Annotated in this window: 15 protein-coding genes; 4 read left to right on the plus strand and 11 right to left on the minus strand. The window is 72.3% G+C overall.

Annotated features, from left to right (window positions below; all coding sequences use genetic code 11):
• The first annotated feature begins 96 nt into the window (after window positions 1–96).
• Complete coding sequence (locus tag FV233_RS11350; RefSeq protein ID WP_147855117.1) at window positions 97–1,587, plus strand: efflux transporter outer membrane subunit; 1,491 nt, start codon at window positions 97–99, stop codon at window positions 1,585–1,587.
• Between the two features lie 97 nt (window positions 1,588–1,684).
• Here the strand turns inward: FV233_RS11350 and dmeF are convergent, their stop codons facing one another.
• Window positions 1,685–2,662, minus strand: a complete 978-nt coding sequence (gene dmeF, locus FV233_RS11355) for a CDF family Co(II)/Ni(II) efflux transporter DmeF (protein ID WP_147897549.1) — start codon at window positions 2,660–2,662, stop codon at window positions 1,685–1,687.
• Window positions 2,663–2,780: 118 nt separating this feature from the next.
• Here dmeF and zwf point away from each other — a divergent pair, with 118 nt between their 5' ends.
• Window positions 2,781–4,307, plus strand: a complete 1,527-nt coding sequence (zwf, locus tag FV233_RS11360; RefSeq protein ID WP_147855112.1) for a glucose-6-phosphate dehydrogenase — start codon at window positions 2,781–2,783, stop codon at window positions 4,305–4,307.
• A gap of 546 nt (window positions 4,308–4,853) precedes the next feature.
• Here the strand turns inward: zwf and rnhA are convergent.
• The 4 genes from rnhA to FV233_RS11380 form a co-directional block, all read right to left on the minus strand.
• The gene (rnhA, locus tag FV233_RS11365; RefSeq protein ID WP_147855113.1) at window positions 4,854–5,327 is read right to left on the minus strand and encodes a ribonuclease HI; all 474 of its coding nucleotides are present in this window, start codon (window positions 5,325–5,327) and stop codon (window positions 4,854–4,856) included.
• 7 nt (window positions 5,328–5,334) lie between these two features.
• Window positions 5,335–6,300, minus strand: coding sequence for a homoserine kinase (gene thrB, locus FV233_RS11370; protein WP_147897550.1), 966 nt, complete (start codon window positions 6,298–6,300; stop codon window positions 5,335–5,337).
• A 238-nt stretch (window positions 6,301–6,538) separates the two neighbouring features.
• On the minus strand, window positions 6,539–7,540 hold the full coding sequence (ispH, locus tag FV233_RS11375) for a 4-hydroxy-3-methylbut-2-enyl diphosphate reductase (protein ID WP_147855115.1): 1,002 nt from the start codon (window positions 7,538–7,540) through the stop codon (window positions 6,539–6,541).
• 133 nt (window positions 7,541–7,673) lie between these two features.
• Complete coding sequence (locus FV233_RS11380) at window positions 7,674–8,519, minus strand: NlpC/P60 family protein (protein WP_147897551.1); 846 nt, start codon at window positions 8,517–8,519, stop codon at window positions 7,674–7,676.
• 366 nt (window positions 8,520–8,885) lie between these two features.
• Here FV233_RS11380 and FV233_RS11385 point away from each other — a divergent pair, with 366 nt between their 5' ends.
• Window positions 8,886–9,218: a hypothetical protein gene (locus tag FV233_RS11385; protein ID WP_246689961.1), complete on the plus strand. Its 333-nt coding sequence runs from the start codon at window positions 8,886–8,888 to the stop codon at window positions 9,216–9,218.
• A gap of 58 nt (window positions 9,219–9,276) precedes the next feature.
• On the opposite strand, the gene FV233_RS11390 is transcribed toward FV233_RS11385, so the two are convergent.
• Window positions 9,277–9,987, minus strand: coding sequence for an MgtC/SapB family protein (locus FV233_RS11390; protein WP_147857001.1), 711 nt, complete (start codon window positions 9,985–9,987; stop codon window positions 9,277–9,279).
• Between the two features lie 327 nt (window positions 9,988–10,314).
• On the opposite strand from FV233_RS11390, the gene FV233_RS11395 reads away from it, so the two are divergent.
• Entirely contained in the window at window positions 10,315–11,316 is a 1,002-nt protein-coding gene (locus tag FV233_RS11395; RefSeq protein WP_147897552.1) for a MoxR family ATPase, read from the plus strand.
• A gap of 264 nt (window positions 11,317–11,580) precedes the next feature.
• Here the strand turns inward: FV233_RS11395 and FV233_RS11405 are convergent, their stop codons facing one another.
• The 5 genes from FV233_RS11405 to FV233_RS11430 form a co-directional block, all read right to left on the minus strand.
• Complete coding sequence (locus tag FV233_RS11405; RefSeq protein WP_147897553.1) at window positions 11,581–12,501, minus strand: tetratricopeptide repeat protein; 921 nt, start codon at window positions 12,499–12,501, stop codon at window positions 11,581–11,583.
• Entirely contained in the window at window positions 12,501–13,430 is a 930-nt protein-coding gene (locus tag FV233_RS11410; RefSeq protein ID WP_147897554.1) for a VWA domain-containing protein, read from the minus strand. The genes FV233_RS11405 and FV233_RS11410 overlap by 1 nt, the downstream gene beginning before the upstream one ends.
• Window positions 13,431–13,677: 247 nt before the next feature.
• Window positions 13,678–14,718: a VWA domain-containing protein gene (locus tag FV233_RS11420; protein ID WP_147897555.1), complete on the minus strand. Its 1,041-nt coding sequence runs from the start codon at window positions 14,716–14,718 to the stop codon at window positions 13,678–13,680.
• Window positions 14,715–15,179 carry a DUF4381 family protein gene (locus FV233_RS11425; protein WP_147897556.1) on the minus strand — a complete coding sequence of 155 codons (465 nt, stop codon included), beginning with the start codon at window positions 15,177–15,179 and terminating at the stop codon, window positions 14,715–14,717. The genes FV233_RS11420 and FV233_RS11425 overlap by 4 nt, the downstream gene beginning before the upstream one ends.
• A 105-nt stretch (window positions 15,180–15,284) precedes the next feature.
• Window positions 15,285–16,175: a DUF58 domain-containing protein gene (locus FV233_RS11430; RefSeq protein ID WP_147897557.1), complete on the minus strand. Its 891-nt coding sequence runs from the start codon at window positions 16,173–16,175 to the stop codon at window positions 15,285–15,287.
• Window positions 16,176–16,241 lie beyond the last annotated feature (66 nt).

The following is a 16,241-nucleotide window of genomic DNA, read 5'->3' on the forward strand; positions in this document are numbered from 1 at the left end:
GCACAGGAGAGGGGGTCCGCTGCGGCCCGCTCGCTGCTGACGGAAGAGCGTCTTCCCTACGGAGAGGGGGGAGGGAGACGCGCCCGCAGCCTCGGGCTGCGCCATATTCTCTGTCTCCCCCTCATTCCCGCCCTGGCGGGCTGCGTGGTCGGCCCCGACTACAGCCGCCCCTCCGTGGAGACGCCGCTCGCCTACAAGGAAGGCGGCAAGCGCGAGGACAGCCCGGCCGTCGTGGCGGCGCGAAAAAAGGGCTGGCGCGAGGCCCGGCCCAACGACGCGGCGGAGCGCGGCGACTGGTGGCGGGTGTTCAAGGACCCGACCCTCGACCGCCTGATCCGCCTGGTCGACGTCGACAACCAGTCCCTGCGTCAGGCGGTGGCGAATTACCGGCAGGCCCGGGCGCTCGTCGCCTCGGCCCAGGCCGCCCTGTACCCGACCGTCGTCGGCGCCCCGAGCATCACCCGGACCGGCAGCGGCAACACCGTGCGCACCAGCGCCGCGCTGCTCGGACAGGCCAGCTGGGAGCTCGACCTGTTCGGCGGCACCCGCCGGAACATCGAGAGCGAGGCGGCGCTGGCCCAAGCCGACGCCGCCACGATCGCCGCGACCCGGCTGACCATCCAGGCCGAGGTCGCGGCCGACTACCTGACCGTACGCTACGCCGACGCCCTCCAGAGGGTGCTCGACGAGAACGTCGCGAACTTCAAGAAGACGCTCGGCATCACTGAGAACCAGTACGCGGCCGGGGTCGCGGCCCGCTCGGACGTGATCACGGCGCAGACCCAGGTCCAGACCATCGAGGCCCAGGCCATCGCGATCCGGCTGACCCGGGTGCAGTACGTCAACGCCATCGCGACCCTGATCGGGCGCCCGCCCTCGGAGGTGACGATCCCGGTGGCCGGCATCGGCCGCAACCCGCCCCCCGTCCCGGTCGGGATCCCGTCCGACCTGCTCGAGCGGCGGCCGGATGTCGCCCAGGCCGAGCGCCTGGTGCAGGGCCAGAGCGAGCGGATCGGCGTCGCGGTCGCCGCGTTCTACCCCACGGTGACGATCTCGGCCCAGGGCGGCGTCTCCGGTCTGACCCGCAACGGCCTGTTCTCGGCCGCCAACCAGGTTTGGTCCACGACCGCGGCCGGGACCGAGGTCCTGTTCGACGGCGGCGCCCGAACGGCGGCAGTCCGCTCGGCCGAGGCCGGCTACGACGCGGCGGTGGCCAATTACCGGCAGGTGGTGCTCGCCGCGCTGGCGGAGGTCGAGAACCAGATGGCGGCCCTGCGCATCCTCGGCCTGCAGCAGAATGCCCAGGACGCGGCAGTCGAATCGTCCCGCAAGGCCGTGGAGATCACCCTCAACGAGTACCGGGCCGGCACCCAGAACTTCACCACGGTGGTGACCGCGCAGGGTCTGCTCGTGAGCAACGAGATCAACGCCCTCCAGGTCCGGCTCAACCGCTTCACCGCGGCGGTCACGCTGATCCGGGCGCTGGGCGGCGGCTGGGACGTCCGCGCCCTGCCGAGCGATGCCGAACTGAAGGGTCCGACCCTGCCGATCGACAGGGGCGGCCAGGCCGTCCGCCCGGACGAGTGAGGCGCACGATCCTGGACCCTGATGTCGGGCTTTGCCCAGGTATCAGGGGCTCCGCCCCCGAACCCCGCCGAAGGGCTGAGCCCTTCGGGATCCCGGATCAGCCGTGTTCCGCGTGGCCCGGGCAGGGCTGCACCTCCACCGTGACGTGGCTCAGGCCCCGCACCCCGGCGAGCCGGGCCTTGTAGTGCGCGGGCGGCTGCGGGTTGTCGCTGACGAGCGCGATCACCGCGGCGCGGTGGCCCGGCCCGACCTGCCAGAGGTGCAGGTCGCTCACCCGGTCGCCCTCCGTCTCCAGGCGGGCGCGGATGTCGGCCGTGGCGGCCGGGGACGGCCGGGCGTCGAGAAGAACGAGGCCCGCCGTGCGCAGCAGGGTCCAGGACCAGGCCAGGATCACCACCGTGCCGACCAGGCCCATGGCCGGATCGAGCCAGGCGAGGCCGAGATAGCGCCCGCCCAGCAGGGCGGCGATCGCCAGGACCGAGGTCAGCGCATCGGCCATCACGTGGATGTAGGCGGCGCGGAAGTTGGTGTCGTGGCCGCCATGCCCGTGTCCGCCATGGTCGTGGCCACCATGACCGCCATGGCTGCGGCCGCCATGGGCGTGGCCGTGATCCCCGTGGTCGTCGTGCAGGAGCCAGACGCTGGCGAGGTTCACAACGAGGCCGAGGACGGCGATCGGGATGGCCGACCCGAAGCCGATCGGCGCCGGGTGGAGCAGCCGGTCGAGGCTCTCGGCGCCGATCAGCAGGGCGATCAGGCCCAGGATGATCGCGCTGGCGAAGGCCGCCAGATCCCCGAACTTGCCGGTGCCGAAGCTGAACCGCGGATCCGCCGCGTGGCGCCGGGCGAAGCGGTAAGCTAGCGCCGCGATGCCGAGCGCCGCCGCATGGGTCGACATGTGCCAGCCGTCGGCGACCAGCGCCATCGAGCCGTACCAGGTGCCGCCGACGATCTCGACCACCATCGTGGCTGCGGTCAGCGCCACCACCGCCCAGGTCCGGCGCGCGTGCCGGTCATGACGGTCTCCCAGGAACACGTGGCCGTGGCTCCAGGGTTCGAGGGAATGGGTATGCATGCGCGATTCTCCACCGCTGTCCGATCGCAGCAGCATAGAGACACGCGACAGGAACGGGCATTGCTACCGGTGGGTTGTCACGCCGATTTGCTGCAGTGCAGCCCGAAAGGAGCCAGGCATGGCCGAGCAGACGATAGCCCTCAAGGACGATGCGGCCAGCGGCACCAAGCCGGCGCCGCCCTGCACGCTGGTGATCTTCGGGGCCGGCGGCGACCTGACCAAGCGCCTCCTGATGCCCTCGCTCTACAACCTGGCCGGGGCCGGGCTCCTGCCGGAGGGTTTTTCCATCCTGGGCGTCGACCATTCGGACGGCACCGACGAGTCCCTGCGGGACAACCTCACCCAGACCATGGAGGCGTTCAGCAAGGACCCGACCTCGGAGTTCCACGCCGACCACATCGACGCCAAGAGCTGGGGCTTCATCCGCGACCGGCTGCACTACCTGAAGGGCGATTTCGAAAAGCCCGAGACGTTCGCGGCGGTCAAAGACAAGGTGAAGGGCAGCGCGGTGTTCTACTGCGCGGTGGCGGCCCGGTTCTTCGGGACGATCGTGGACGGGCTCGGCCAGGCCGGCCTGCTCAAGCAGGAGGACGGCGATTTCCGCCGGGTGGTGATCGAGAAGCCGTTCGGCTCGGATCTCGCCTCGGCCCGGGAACTCAACGCCCGGATCCTGAAGCAGGCCGACGAGAGCCAGTTCTACCGCATCGACCACTTCCTGGGTAAGGAGACGGTCCAGTCGATCATGGCGTTCCGCTTCGCCAACGGCCTGCTCGAGCCGGTCTGGCGGCGGGAATACATCGACAGCATCCAGATCACCGCGGCCGAGACCGTGGGCGTCGAGGAGCGCGGCGGCTTCTACGAGCCGACCGGGGCGCTCCGGGACATGGTGCCCAACCACATGTTCCAGCTTCTCTGCATGGTCGCCATGGAGCCGCCGAACTCGTTCGACGCCGAGGCGGTGCGCTCGGAGAAGGCCAAGCTCGCCCAGGCCGTCCGGCCGATCCCCCCGGAGGACGCGGTGCGCGGCCAGTACACGGCGGGCACCTCCGAGGGGCGCGACGTGCCGGGCTACCGCGACGAGCCGCACGTCGCCAAGGACTCGGTCACCGAGACCTACATCGCTCTCAAGCTCAACATCGAGAACTGGCGCTGGGCCGGCGTGCCGTTCTACGTCCGCACCGGCAAGCGCATGACCGGGCGGCGCACCGAGATCGCGGTGCTGTTCAAGCCAGCCCCGTTCAAGATGTTCGAGGACACGCCGAACGCCGACCTCGGACCCACGGTGATGCGGATCATGATCGACCCGGACCACGGGGTCGGCACCGAGTTCAACGTGAAGGTCCCGGGCCCGGAGATGAAGATCGGCCGGGTGAGCGCCGCGTTCCGCTACAAGGACTTCTTCGCCGACCAGCCGAATGTCGGCTACGAGACCCTGCTGTACGATTGCATGATCGGCGACGCGACCCTGTTCCAGCGGGCCGACAACATCGAGGCCGGCTGGTCGGCGGTGGATCCGCTGCTCAAGGGCTGGCCGCAGGCGGACGTGAAGCCCTATCCGGCCGGCAGCACCGGGCCGAAGGACGCCGACGACCTCCTGGCCCGGGACGGCCGCCACTGGCTGGGCCTCGACGGCAAGACGGATTGAGGACCGTGACGACCGAATGACCGGACGGTTTCACCCCAGACCCCGAATTGCCGCAGACCGAACGGGAGGCATGGTTCTGCTGTCAAGTACAGGTGGGCTTGGCTTCAGCGAAGGCCGGCCGCCTGATCGGCACGGAAGAGGTCGACGCTCGGTTTGCGGCCAAGCGCGCATCTACGCAGCGACGTCTCGATGCTGCGAAGGACGGTGCCGGTCTGGACGCCCAAGGCGTCCCGACCGCCTGATGCCGCGGTTCGAAACCCAACGCTTTCGCAGTGTCCGGGCCGGCACATGACCCGGTGGTTTCGTAAACGGTGTTGATCCCTCCACCCCGTCATTCCGGGGCCGCAAGGCGGAGCCCGGAATCCATAAACGCAGATCGGGCAGGACCTTGCACCGTCAGCGGCACTGGATTCCGGGCTCGCCTGCGGCGCCCCGGAATGACGGGGAGCGACAGGACCACCTGTGCAAAGGCCCGGCGTCGCCCCTCGAGCAGGATTGGCTGGCTCAAAGATCTTGAAAGGGCTGAGCCCTCTGGGAACCCTGATCTCAGCGCCGCTTGAACGGCAGCATCGCGGCCACGGCGAGGGCGTCGACCCGGTTGTTCAGCGGGTCGCTGGCGTGGCCCTTGACCCAGTGCCAGGCCACCTCGTGGCGGGCGTTGGCCGTATCGATCCGGCGCCAGAGGTCCTCGTTCTTCACCGGCTTCTTGTCGGCGGTGCGCCAGCCCCGGGCCTTCCAGTTGTGGATCCAGCTGGTGATGCCCTGGCGCAGGTACTGCGAGTCCGTGAACAGGTCGACCCGGCAGGGGCGCTTCAATGCCTCCAGGGACTCGATCGCCGCCAGGATCTCCATGCGGTTGTTGGTGGTGTGCGCCTCGCCGCCCGAGAGCTCCTTCTGGGTATCGCCGAAGATCAGGATCGCGCCCCAGCCGCCCGGTCCGGGATTCCCCGAGCAGGCGCCGTCCGTGTAGATCTTCACCCGCATGGGCTCGGTTGCGGTCTCGGTCGTCTCGGTGCTCATCCGTCCCTCAGACCTGCCGCCCGTAATCCCGAGCGTCCCGCGCTTGGCGATGGAATGTGAGCCGGCGATCGAACTCCCGCGGGTCCAGGGGCTTCACCAGGGCGCCGGGCGGCACGTTGAGCCAGTCGACCAGGCGGGTCAGCATGAAGCGGAGCGCCGCGCCCCGGCACAGGATCGGGAGGGCCGCGACCTCGTCGGGCTCCAGGGGCCGCACCGCCTCGTAGCCGGCAATCAACGCCGCGGCCATGTCCCGGTGGAAGCTGCCGTCGGCCTCGAAGCACCAGGCGTTGAGGCAGACCGCGAGGTCGTACGCGAACGCGTCCGTGCAGGCGAAATAGAAGTCGATCAGCCCGGAGAGGCTGTCGCCGATGAAGAACACGTTGTCGGTGAACAGGTCCGCGTGGATCACCCCGCCCGGCAGGTCCTGGGGCCAGGCGGCTTCGAGCAGCGCGAGGTCGGCGCGGGTGCGCTCCGCCAGGCCCGGCGTGACCGAATCAGCCTGGGCCTCGGCCTGGGCGAAGAGCGGGCGCCAGGAGTCCACCGACAGGCTGTTCTCGCGCACCATCGCGAAATCGGCGCCGGCCGCATGCAGCTCGGCGAGCGCCCGGCCGAGTTCCCGGCAATGCCCAACGCCGGGCGTCTTGACCGAGACGCCCTCCAGGAAGCTGACGATGGCGGCCGGCCGACCGCAGAGCTGCCCAAGCGCCGTGCCGGCCCGGTCCCGCACCGGCTGCGGACAGGCGAGGCCGCGCGCGGAGAGGTGCTCCATCAGCTCGATGAAGAACGGCAGGTCCCCCGCCCGCACCCGCTTCTCGTAGAGGGTCAGGATGTAGGAGCCCTGCGTCGTCTGCAGGTAGAAATTGGAATTCTCGACGCCCTCGGCGATGCCCTTGAAGGAGAGCAGGGTGCCGATGGAATAGGCGGACAGGAACTCGGAGAGCGCCGCGTCGGATACCTCGGTGTAGACGGCCACGTGTTCGCGCTCGTGTTTCTTCTTAGAGTTTCAGGATCGTCGACAGGCTGCACAGCGACCCGACGGACCCGGCTTTCCGACTCGCCGCCTCATCCTGAGGTGCTGCAGAGCATCCCAGCCGGCCGCACGGATCCCCGGAGGTCTCCTCCGAGCCCTCCGCTGCGCCCCGTCACCTCGGGATGAAGGGGGCGGACGGGATAAGCCCCCTCCTGAGTCGGGGCCCGGATCCTGGCGCGGCCTACTCGGCCGCTTCGCTGCGCAATTCGCGCGGCAGCGGGAAGACCATGTCCTCGACCACGGTCGAGACGGTGTCGACGATCACATCGTAGCGCGCGGCGAAGGCCTCGATGATCTCCTCGACCAGCACCTCGGGGGCCGAGGCGCCTGCCGTGAGGCCGAGCTTGCGGATGCCCTCGAAGGCCGGCCAGTCGATCTCCTCGGCGCGCAGCACGAGGCGGGTGATCGGGCAGCCCACGCGCTCGGCGACCTCGCGCAGGCGCTGGGAGTTCGAGGAGTTCGAAGAGCCGACCACGATCAGGGCGTCCACCAGCGGGGCCACCTGCTTCACCGCCTCCTGGCGGTTGGTGGTGGCGTAGCAGATGTCGTCCTTGTGCGGCCCGGTGATGTTCGGGAACTTCTTCTTGAGCGCCTCGACGATGTGGCGGGTGTCGTCGACCGACAGGGTCGTCTGGGTGACCCAGGCGAGGTTGTTGGGATTCTCGGGCGTCAGGGCCTGGATCTGGTCCAGATCCTCCACCAGGGTGATCGAGCCCTTGGGCAGCTGGCCCATGGTACCCACCACCTCGGGATGGCCGGAATGGCCGACCAGCAGCACGTGGCGGCCGCGCTTGTGGTGGATCTCGGCCTCGCGGTGGACCTTGGTGACCAGCGGGCAGGTGGCGTCGATGGTCGTGAGCCCGCGGGAATCGGCGTTGGCCGGTACCGTCTTCGCGACGCCGTGAGCGGAAAAAATCACCGGGGCGCCGCTGTCGGGCACCTCGTCGAGTTCGCGGACGAACACCGCGCCCTTCCGCTTCAGGCTCTCGACCACGTACTTGTTGTGGACGATCTCGTGGCGGACGTAGACGGGGGGCCCGTAGAGGGCGAGAGCCCGCTCCACCACGTCGATGGCCCGCACCACGCCGGCGCAGAAGCCGCGTGGGGCACAAAGCAGGATCTCCAGCGGCGGCTTGCCGGTGGTGCCCTGAGCGGGCGCGAGGGACGCGAGGTCTGCGGTCATGGTGGCGATGTGGCGAGGGCGGGGCTGTCCTGTCAACGGTCCTAGACTGCGAACCGGGCAGGAAGACGACCGCGGAGCGTCCCTGTAGCACGTTTGCCGCGCGTTTTGGACCCGGGGTGCCCGGATCCTTGACCTAGAGCCGCCGAATCCCGGTCACCGCCCCGAAACTGTTCTCCTGGATTCGGGCGACCGCGCCGGCCAGCGGCTCCGCCGCCACCGCCATGTGATGGCCGTTGGCGTGGATCAGCGTCTCGGAGTCGCGCATCAGCCCGACATGGCCGCGCCAGAACACGAAGTCGCCCCGGCGCAATCCGTCGAGGCCGAGCGGCAGCGCCCGGCCCAGGGCCCGCTCCTGCATGTCGGCGTCGCGCGGGCAGGGGAGGCCGGCGGCGTCGAGGCAGAGCTGCACGAGACCCGAGCAATCGAGCCCCAGGCTGGTGCGGCCGCCCCAGAGATAGGGAATCCCGGCGAGCCGCTCGGCCGTGGCCGCGTAGTCGGGCTCGTGCTGCGCCAGCGGGGCGCAGTGGCGCGCGAAGACGTAGCCGTCGGGGGTCTCGAGATAGGCCCCGGCCTCGCCGGTGACGACGAGGCGCGCGCCGAGGCTGAGATGGGCGCGCACCGGCCGCTTCAGGTCGGGCTCGGGATACAGGAAGGTGCGCAACGCCGTGACCCTGTGGGTCGGCTCGGGCGCGGCGGGGCCGAGGCAATCGGCCGGCAGGTAGCCGACATAGCCGTCTCGGACGAGCTGCACGAAGGCGAACCCGTCCTGTTCGGCGTAGAGGTCCACGGCGTCGCCGAGCAGCGCCTCGGTGTCGAGCCCGGCCTCCGGCGACGGCGCCCGGCGCAACGGCGCCGCGGGCGCCACGACCCGGCGCGGGGCGGCGGCGACGAAGCGCTCCGCCGTGACCCGGCCGCGCAACCGGATGTCGGCGACGTCCGGACGGGCCGGGGTGAGGCGGGGATCGAGTGATTCGGCCATGGCGCGCGAGCCTAGCGCATCGTCCAGGGGATCGGATCCCGGCCGATGCGCGCGGTCTCGGGTATCCTCGCATCCCGGAGGTTCGGCTCCTCCGTCGGCACGACGCTCCGGACCGTCGCCGCCCGGTCCGGGACGGGGATCGCGACCCCCGTCTGGCACCCCGCGCGGGCACGCGCTATTATGCCGCAGCGCGATGCCGACCCACGCGCGGATGATGTTCGCCCTGTGGAGCGAGGGCAATGGCGTGCCGTATGCGGTATTCCAGCCCACGACATGTTCCCCGGACGGGCAACCGCCGATTATGATGCACTGCACAACCGGCGCGGAAGGCGCTATGTCTGTTCGATGATGACCGCGAGTCGCCCCGTGAAGAAGACGCAGAAGAGCTTCGCAGACCTGCCGCCGATCCGCGTGCGCCGCGAGCCGCCCACGGTGAACGAGGCGGTCGCCGCCGCCCAGGACCTCGCCGACGATGTCGAGCAGCAGGTCGAGATCGCCGCCGGCCTGATCGGGCTGCCGGCCGACGAGGTCCGCCCGCACGTCCTGGCGGCCAAGAAGGCCCGGCCGGAGCGGGTGCCGGAGCGGATCCTGACCCATGCCAGCCCGAGCCGGGCGCCCCGCACCGTCGTGGTCGAGCGCCGTACCCGCCCGACCGTGGTGATCGAGCGCCGCACCCGGCCCCTCGCCCCGCCGCGCTGACCGGTCCCTACCGGCGGCGCGCCGGCTTCAGTCCGGCGCCACGCAAAGTCCCAAACGATCAATCGGCGGTCTGGACCGACCAGGTGGCGTGGCGGATGCCCGGCGCCTTGGCGAGATCGGCTGTCACCGCATCCAGCTCGCTCGCCTTGACGGCGCTGGCCGTCAGCGTCGCGACCACGTCGACCGCGCCTCCGCCGCGCTCCTCGACCTCGACGTTGCTGACCGGATAGTTCGCCGCCTCCAGGCGCTCGACCAGCAGATCCTGGGCGGGGCCGGCCTCGCCGGGCGCGGTGGTCACCTGCACCTCGTAGGTCGCCTCGGTGGAGGATTCGCGGATCGGGGCGCGGTTGATGGCGTTCACCAGGGGCCGGAGCGCCGTGTTGCAGGTCAGCACCGTGACGGTGACGAACACCGCCTCCAACGGCAGGTCGGCGCCGCAGAACGCCCCAACGGCGGCGGAGCACCACAGGGTGGCGGCCGTGTTGAGACCGCGCACGTTCATCCCCTCCTTCATGATCACGCCGGCGCCCAGGAAGCCGATGCCGGAGATCACGTAGGCCACCGTGCGGACCCCGCCGTCCGGGCCGGTCAGCCGCATGCCGAGATCGACGAAGGCCGAGGCGCCGATCGCCACCAGCACCGCGGTGCGCAGGCCGGCGGTACGCTGCCGGTACTGCCGCTCGGCCCCGATCGCCGTGCCGAGCACGAAGGCGACGATCAGGCCGATGGCGGATTTGAATTCCTCGGGGATGGCGGCGTAGCTGGTCATGACGGTCTCTTGCGAGGCGAGAGGTGACGAAACCGTGACATCATGGCCTGCTGGGCGCGCCGTCCGGGATAGCGGATCCGGGGCGGCGCGCCAGGCCCTTGGTTTTGCATCACCTTTCTCCGGGAGCCGACAAAAGGACCCCGGGATGACGCCCGGCACGGACCGGAGGCAGAACCGGCCGGGATTGACGGCCCTACCGGGCAGCGGGCACACCGGCCTCAACCTGAGGATCCCTTGAGAATACGGGACCCGGGCCGAGGAGACGTGCAGGATGCAGGACACGGCCCCCGTGGCGGGTGTATTTTTCCGCGCCCGAGCGTTCTCCGCATGAGCGACGCCCTCGCCGAACGCCGGCCCGAGGCCGAACCGGACGCGGCCCTGCACGGGCGGGTCCTGGCCCTGCGCGACGGGCTGGAGCGCGGCCTGATCGGCAGCGCCGGCTTGGTCGAGCGTCTACTGATCGGTCTGCTCACCGGTGGCCACCTCCTGATCGAGGGCGCGCCGGGCCTGGCCAAGACCCGCGCGGTCAAGCGGCTGGCCGACGGGCTCGACGGCTCGTTCGCCCGCATCCAGTGCACCCCGGACCTGATGCCGGCCGACCTCACCGGCACCACCGTCTGGCGCCAGGACAGCGGCAGCTTCGAGTTCCTGCAGGGCCCCCTGTTCCACGCCCTGGTGCTGGTGGACGAGGTCAACCGGGCGCCGCCCAAGGTGCAGTCGGCCCTGCTCGAGGCGATGGCCGAGGGGCAGATCACGGTCTCCGGGCAGACCCATCCGCTCGCCGACCCGTTCATGGTCGTGGCGACCCAGAACCCGATCGAGCATGCCGGCACCTTCCCGCTGCCGGAGGCGCAGCTCGACCGCTTCCTGCTGCACGTCGTGGTCGAGATGCCCGACGAGGCCACCGAGCGGGCGATCCTCGACCTCGTGGAGGGCGAGATGACCCACCATGCCGAGGCCATGCCGGTGCGCCTGTCGCTGGCCGACGTGCGCGCCGCCCGGGAGGCGGCTCTGGCCACCTACGTGTCGCCGGCGCTCAAGGATTACCTGGTCCGCCTGGTGGCGGCGACCCGCACCGATACGGCGGCGCCGGACCTGCGGGCGATGATCGAGCACCCGGCCTCGCCGCGCGGCACGCTCGCGCTGATGATGGCGGGCAAGGCCCGGGCCTGGCTGCGCGGCCGGGACCACGTCACCCCGGAGGACGTCACCGAACTCGCCCGGGACGCGCTCTCCCACCGCATCGGCCTGACCTGGCGCGCGGCCGCCGAAGGCAAGACCGCCCGCGGCCTGGTCGGCGAGCTGGTGCAGCGGGTCCGGGCGCTCTGAGGGTGTTCGGGCTTTGGAACAGGAGCCGGAAACGCCCTCCCCCCTCTGCGGGGGAGGGTACCCTGCGCAGCAGGGGGGGGCGGGACGAAGTCCCGCAAGAGGGGCAGCGCAACGCTGCAGGCTTCGGCTCTCGGTGAGACCTTTCCGGACGCGTCGCTCCCCTCTCCCGACCCTCGCTGACGCGAGGGCCACCCTCCCCCGCAGAGGGGGGAGGGAGAACACCCGCCGTGCCTGCGGAGCCAAAGGCCCAAATCCCGAAAACCATCACCACGGGTTGCTCCCGGCCGGGATTGCGGTGCCGGCCTCGACCCGGCGGGTCTGCTCGGCGCGCAGACGCAGCTTGAGGAAGCGGCCGGGATCGTCCGGCAGGGTCTGGAGCCAGAGCCGGTCGGGGCGGATCTCGTGGGCCTCGAAGCTCTTGGTCACCCGGCGGACCTCGCGCTCGGGCGCCTCCGCGACCATGGCCGCACCGCCGCCGGTGCGGCCGCGCCCGGCCGCGTCGCCGGCCGAGCCCCGGGCCTGGCCCTTGCCGGCGTCGACCGATTGCTGCTCGGCCTTGCCGCGGCGGGCGACCTTGCTGTTGCCGGGCAGGGACGCGCTGGCGTTGGATTCCTTGTTGCCGGCCAGGCCTTCGCCGCTGGAGGCGGCGTTGATGTCGTTGTTCTGGTCCTGGTTGGCGGTGTTGTTGTAGCGGGCGCCGTATTGCGCGGTGCCGTTGGCGATGCCGCCGCCGGGGCCGCGGTCGATCACCTCGGCGACCATCCGGGCGACCAGGGAGCGGTTGGCCTGCGCGTCGGCGTCGCGCGGGTCGAAGCGCAGGGCCTCGTCGTAGGCGGCGAGCGCGCCCTCGAAGTCGCCCGCTCGCGCCAGCGCGTTGCCGAGGTTGTAGCTTGCCCGTTTTCCGCCGGTGCGGAACAGCGCGATCGCCTCGCCGTAGCGGCCGGCCTGGTACAGGGCGGTGGCGCGCCAGGCCGGATCGACGATCAGGTCGGCGGCGAGCCCCGGCAGGCCGAGCGCCATCAGCAGCCGCCCGAACCCGGTGCGGGGCTGCGAGACGGCGAGCAAGGCCACGAGCCCGAGGCCGGCCAGCGCCAGCCCGGCCATCCGGGCGAACCGGCGCCAGCCCGGGGGAAGGCCGGCGCGGATCGGGACTGCGAGACCGGTCCTGGACGAGAACCGCTCCATCACGCGCTCCTGCGGAACAGGACCAGGGCCGGCAGCGCCGCGAGCAGCAGCAGCCAGCGGCCGAGATCCGCATAGGCGAGTACGCCGTAGCCGCCGGCCGCGAGGTGCTGGGCGGTCCCGGCCCCGACCGCGTCGAGCACCGGGCCGGGCTCGGTGATGTCGGCGACGCGGCCGCCGCCGGCCCGGACCAGCGCGTCGAGGGCGGCCCGGTCGGGCTTCGGCGCGCCCGGTGGCAGCGGCTTGTCGGCGGGGACGAACAGGGCCTGGAGGCGCCAGCCGCGATCGGCGAGCGCCCGGGCTTCCCGGCCGGCCGCGTCGCCGATGCCTTCGCCGTCGGTGATCAGCACCACGTCGGCCGCGACCACGTCGGCCTCCGCCAGCGTCCGGCGGGCCAGCGCCAGCCCGCGCTCGGGATGGCTGCCGCGGTCCGGCACGGTGTCGGCGTCGAGGGCGAACAGGGTCGTGCCGAAGCTGTCCCGGTCGGTGGTCGGCGAGGCGGCGAGGTAGGCGTCGCCGGCATAGACGACGAGCGACACCGCCCGGGTGCCGGCGGCCTCGGCGATCGCTGCGGCGGCCTGGCGGACGCCCTGGAGGTTCCCGCCCTCGGTGACCGAGCGGGAGAGGTCCAAGACGATCACGGTCGCGTCGAGATTGCGGAAGGTCGCCGTATCGGCGCGCTCCACCGCGGGGCCGGTCAGCGCCAGCGCGATCGCCCCGGCGGCCAGGGCGGCGGCGCGGTTCGCCTGCCGCCGTCCGCCGAGCACGGCCCCGGCGCGGGCGAGATGGGCCATCAGGGCCGGATCGACCGCCCGCCCCCAATCGCCCAGCGGCGCCGCCCGCCAGGCGGCGCGGAGCGCCAGAAGGGCCACGACCGGGATGGCCAGGAACCACCAGGGGCGCAGGAACGCGAAGGCGTCGAGGGCGCTCATGCGGGCTGGCTCGCGACGGGCGGCGTGTCGGTCTGTCCGAAACGGGCGAGCGCCGTCCCTCCCCCCTTTGCGGGGGAGGGTGGCCCCTGCGTCAGCAGGGGTCGGGAGAGGGGAGCGCCGTATCCGGAAAGGTCGCGCAGAGAGCCGAAATCCGCGACGTCGCGCTGCCCCTCTCCCCCCCTGCTGCGCAGGGTACCCTCCCCCGCAGAGGGGGGAGGGAGGAGAGCGTTTGACCGGAACCCGAGCATCACACCCCCCTCCGGGTCGCCAGCAGGGCCGCGGCGGCGGCCAGCGCCAGGGCGGCGGGCCACGGCCAGAGCTCCCGGCGCAGCGGCAGGGGGGGCGCGAGGGCGCGGCCGCCCTCCAGCCGGTCGATCGCGTCGGCGACCCGGACGAGGTCCTCTGTGGTGCGGACCCGGAACGCCTCGCCGCCGCTGGCCTGGGCCATCTCGCGCAGGGTCTCGGTATCGACCACGTCCTGCTCGCCGTCGGCATCGGCCATGTCCCGGGGGCCGAGCGCGATCGTGTAGACCCGGATGCCCAGCTCCTTGGCCAGGGCGGCCACGTCCTTGGGGGCGGTCTGGCCGGCATTGTTGGCGCCGTCCGAGAGCAGGATCACGGCCTTCGCGGAGGGCGCCGCGGAGGGTGCCGCCGCGCCGTCGCCGTTCGTCGCGGGGTCCTTCGGATCGAGCCGGCGCAGGGCGAGGCCGAGGCCGTCGCCGATGCCGGTGGAGCGGCCGCTGATGCCGATGGTCGCCTCGTCGAGGGCGCGGGCGACCGCGGCGGTGTCGAAGCTCGGGGCGGCGGCCACGTAGGCCTGATCGGCGAAGATCACCAGGCCGATCCGGTCCCCGGCCCGGCGCCGGATGAAGTCGGTGCCGACGCGCTTGACCGCGGTGAGTCGGTTCACGGTCTCGCCGTCCAGGGTGAAATCGCGCCGCTCCATCGAGCCGGACAGGTCCATGGCGATCATGATCTCGCGGCCGGACGCCGGCAGGGCTGCGGCCGGCATCACCAGGCGGGGCCCGGAGAGCGCCACCACCAGGGCGGCCCAGAGGGTCCAGATCAGGGCGGCCCGGCGGCGGCCGCGGGCGGCGAGGTCGGCCCCGGAACGGGCGGTGCCGACCAGGGTCCCGGGCACCAGCAGGGCGCCGCTGCCGCCCTCCGTCTCGGCCGGGAGCAGGCGCGCGGCCAGCAGCGGCAGCGGCAGGGCGAGCAGGATCCAGGGCGCCGCGAGGTCGAAGGCCGAGAGCTGCGCCGTGAGCCAGGCGGGGAGGAGGCCGCTCATGTCCGCAACCGTCCGATCAGGCGTCCCAGCTCGGCGTCGAGCCCGTCGAGGTCGGGGTCCTGGCGCCGGTAGAGCCCGTCGGCCAGGACCCGGCCGGATCCGCGCGTGAAGAAGTCGGTGGCCAGGAGCGTGTCGAGGCGGGCGGCCCAGGCCGCGCCGGTCTCCCGGGCGGCGTCGTCCCCCGCGAGCGTCCGGGCGAGGCGGCGCAGCAGGCGCGCCTGCGCCACGAGACGGGACTCCGGATCGAGGTCGCGGGTGCCGGCAAGTTCGGCCAGCGCCGCCCGGCGCAGGCTCGCCCGGGCCCGGCCACGCAGGTAGCGGACGAGCCCGACCAGCAGGGCGGCGAGGAAGCCCAACGCCGCCGCCGCGACGACTTCCCCCTGCACCGCCCCGGCGGCGCCCCCCGGCAGGTGCAGGCCGCGGAGCTGGTCGAGGCTCGGGGCGATCTCGACGGGGTTCATCGGGCCGAGCCCGGATGTGGGAGACGCGGCGACACGGCCGGGCTTCGCTGGGGCACCATCCCGGCCCGACAGCCGGCAAGCACCGTTCGGGACGAGCCCCGAGCCTCACAGCACCGCATCGAGGCGCTCCATCAGCGGCGCATAGGCCTCCGGGCCGGCCTCGACGTCGAGGCGCACCCCGGCGATGCCCCGGCGGGCATAGTCGGCGAGCCGCGCCTCGGCGGTCTCACCCGGCAGCGCCGTCGGGAGCGCGGTGCCGCGCCGGCCATCGGCCAACGCGAAGGGATAGTAGCCCGGTGGGCGGGCGCGCTCGAAGGCGTCGCTCACCAGGATCAGCCGGATCGCGACCCGCTCGGCCAGCAGGGTCAGCGTCGCGTCGAAGCCCGGGCCCGGGGCGTCGAGGGCGCTGGCGATGACCAGATGTCCGCCGGCGGGCAGCAGGCTGCGGGCGAGCCCGAGGATCGGCTCCAGGGGTGCGTCGGACCCGGCGGCGCCGGCCGCCGCGAGGGCGTCGGCATGGGCCTGGGCCAGGGCGCCGGTCACCGCGATCATGGCGCGCTCGCCGCCGGCCGGGCGCAGCACCGTCGGCGCCCCCGAGGTCGCCACCGCGAGGCCGACCCGGCCGCCATCGGCCGCCACCCGCCAGCCGAGCAGCGCCAGGGCCTCGGCGGCGGCCACCGAGCGCAGGGTCCGGCGGGTGCCGAACAGCATCGAGGGCCGGAAATCGGCGAGCAGCACCACGGCGCGGTCGCGCTCGTCGTGATGGGTGCGCACGTGCAGCTGCCCGGTGCGCGCGGTGGCGTTGCGGTCGATGAACCGGCGGTCGTCGCCTTCGGACCAGAGCCGCACGTCCTCCGGCTCGGACCCGCGCCCGCGCCGCTTCGTGACGATGCCGCCGGGCAGGCCCGCCAGCGTCCGGGTCGCCGGCGCCGCGCCCCGCCGGGCGAGATGGCGCAGGCCCATCAGGGACTCACCCGAGAGATGGATGCCGTTCATTTGGGACTGGGCGGCACTCTCAAAACGCGCGCTCTTCCCTCCCCCCGCTGCGGGGGAGGGTGGGCC

This window comes from Methylobacterium sp. WL7, from assembly GCF_008040085.1.
GTDB lineage: Bacteria > Pseudomonadota > Alphaproteobacteria > Rhizobiales > Beijerinckiaceae > Methylobacterium > Methylobacterium mesophilicum.

What these genes read in the sequence shown, in the direction of transcription:
- dmeF (WP_147897549.1), bottom strand. Translation starts at nt 2,662, where the DNA reads ATGCATACCCATTCCCTCGAACCCTGGAGCCACGGCCACGTGTTCCTG.
- zwf (WP_147855112.1), top strand. Translation starts at nt 2,781, where the DNA reads ATGGCCGAGCAGACGATAGCCCTCAAGGACGATGCGGCCAGCGGCACC.
- rnhA (WP_147855113.1), bottom strand. Translation starts at nt 5,327, where the DNA reads ATGAGCACCGAGACGACCGAGACCGCAACCGAGCCCATGCGGGTGAAG.
- ispH (WP_147855115.1), bottom strand. Translation starts at nt 7,540, where the DNA reads ATGACCGCAGACCTCGCGTCCCTCGCGCCCGCTCAGGGCACCACCGGC.
- FV233_RS11380 (WP_147897551.1), bottom strand. Translation starts at nt 8,519, where the DNA reads ATGGCCGAATCACTCGATCCCCGCCTCACCCCGGCCCGTCCGGACGTC.
- FV233_RS11390 (WP_147857001.1), bottom strand. Translation starts at nt 9,987, where the DNA reads ATGACCAGCTACGCCGCCATCCCCGAGGAATTCAAATCCGCCATCGGC.
- FV233_RS11395 (WP_147897552.1), top strand. Translation starts at nt 10,315, where the DNA reads ATGAGCGACGCCCTCGCCGAACGCCGGCCCGAGGCCGAACCGGACGCG.
- FV233_RS11405 (WP_147897553.1), bottom strand. Translation starts at nt 12,501, where the DNA reads ATGGAGCGGTTCTCGTCCAGGACCGGTCTCGCAGTCCCGATCCGCGCC.
- FV233_RS11410 (WP_147897554.1), bottom strand. Translation starts at nt 13,430, where the DNA reads ATGAGCGCCCTCGACGCCTTCGCGTTCCTGCGCCCCTGGTGGTTCCTG.
- FV233_RS11420 (WP_147897555.1), bottom strand. Translation starts at nt 14,718, where the DNA reads ATGAGCGGCCTCCTCCCCGCCTGGCTCACGGCGCAGCTCTCGGCCTTC.
- FV233_RS11425 (WP_147897556.1), bottom strand. Translation starts at nt 15,179, where the DNA reads ATGAACCCCGTCGAGATCGCCCCGAGCCTCGACCAGCTCCGCGGCCTG.
- FV233_RS11430 (WP_147897557.1), bottom strand. Translation starts at nt 16,175, where the DNA reads ATGAACGGCATCCATCTCTCGGGTGAGTCCCTGATGGGCCTGCGCCAT.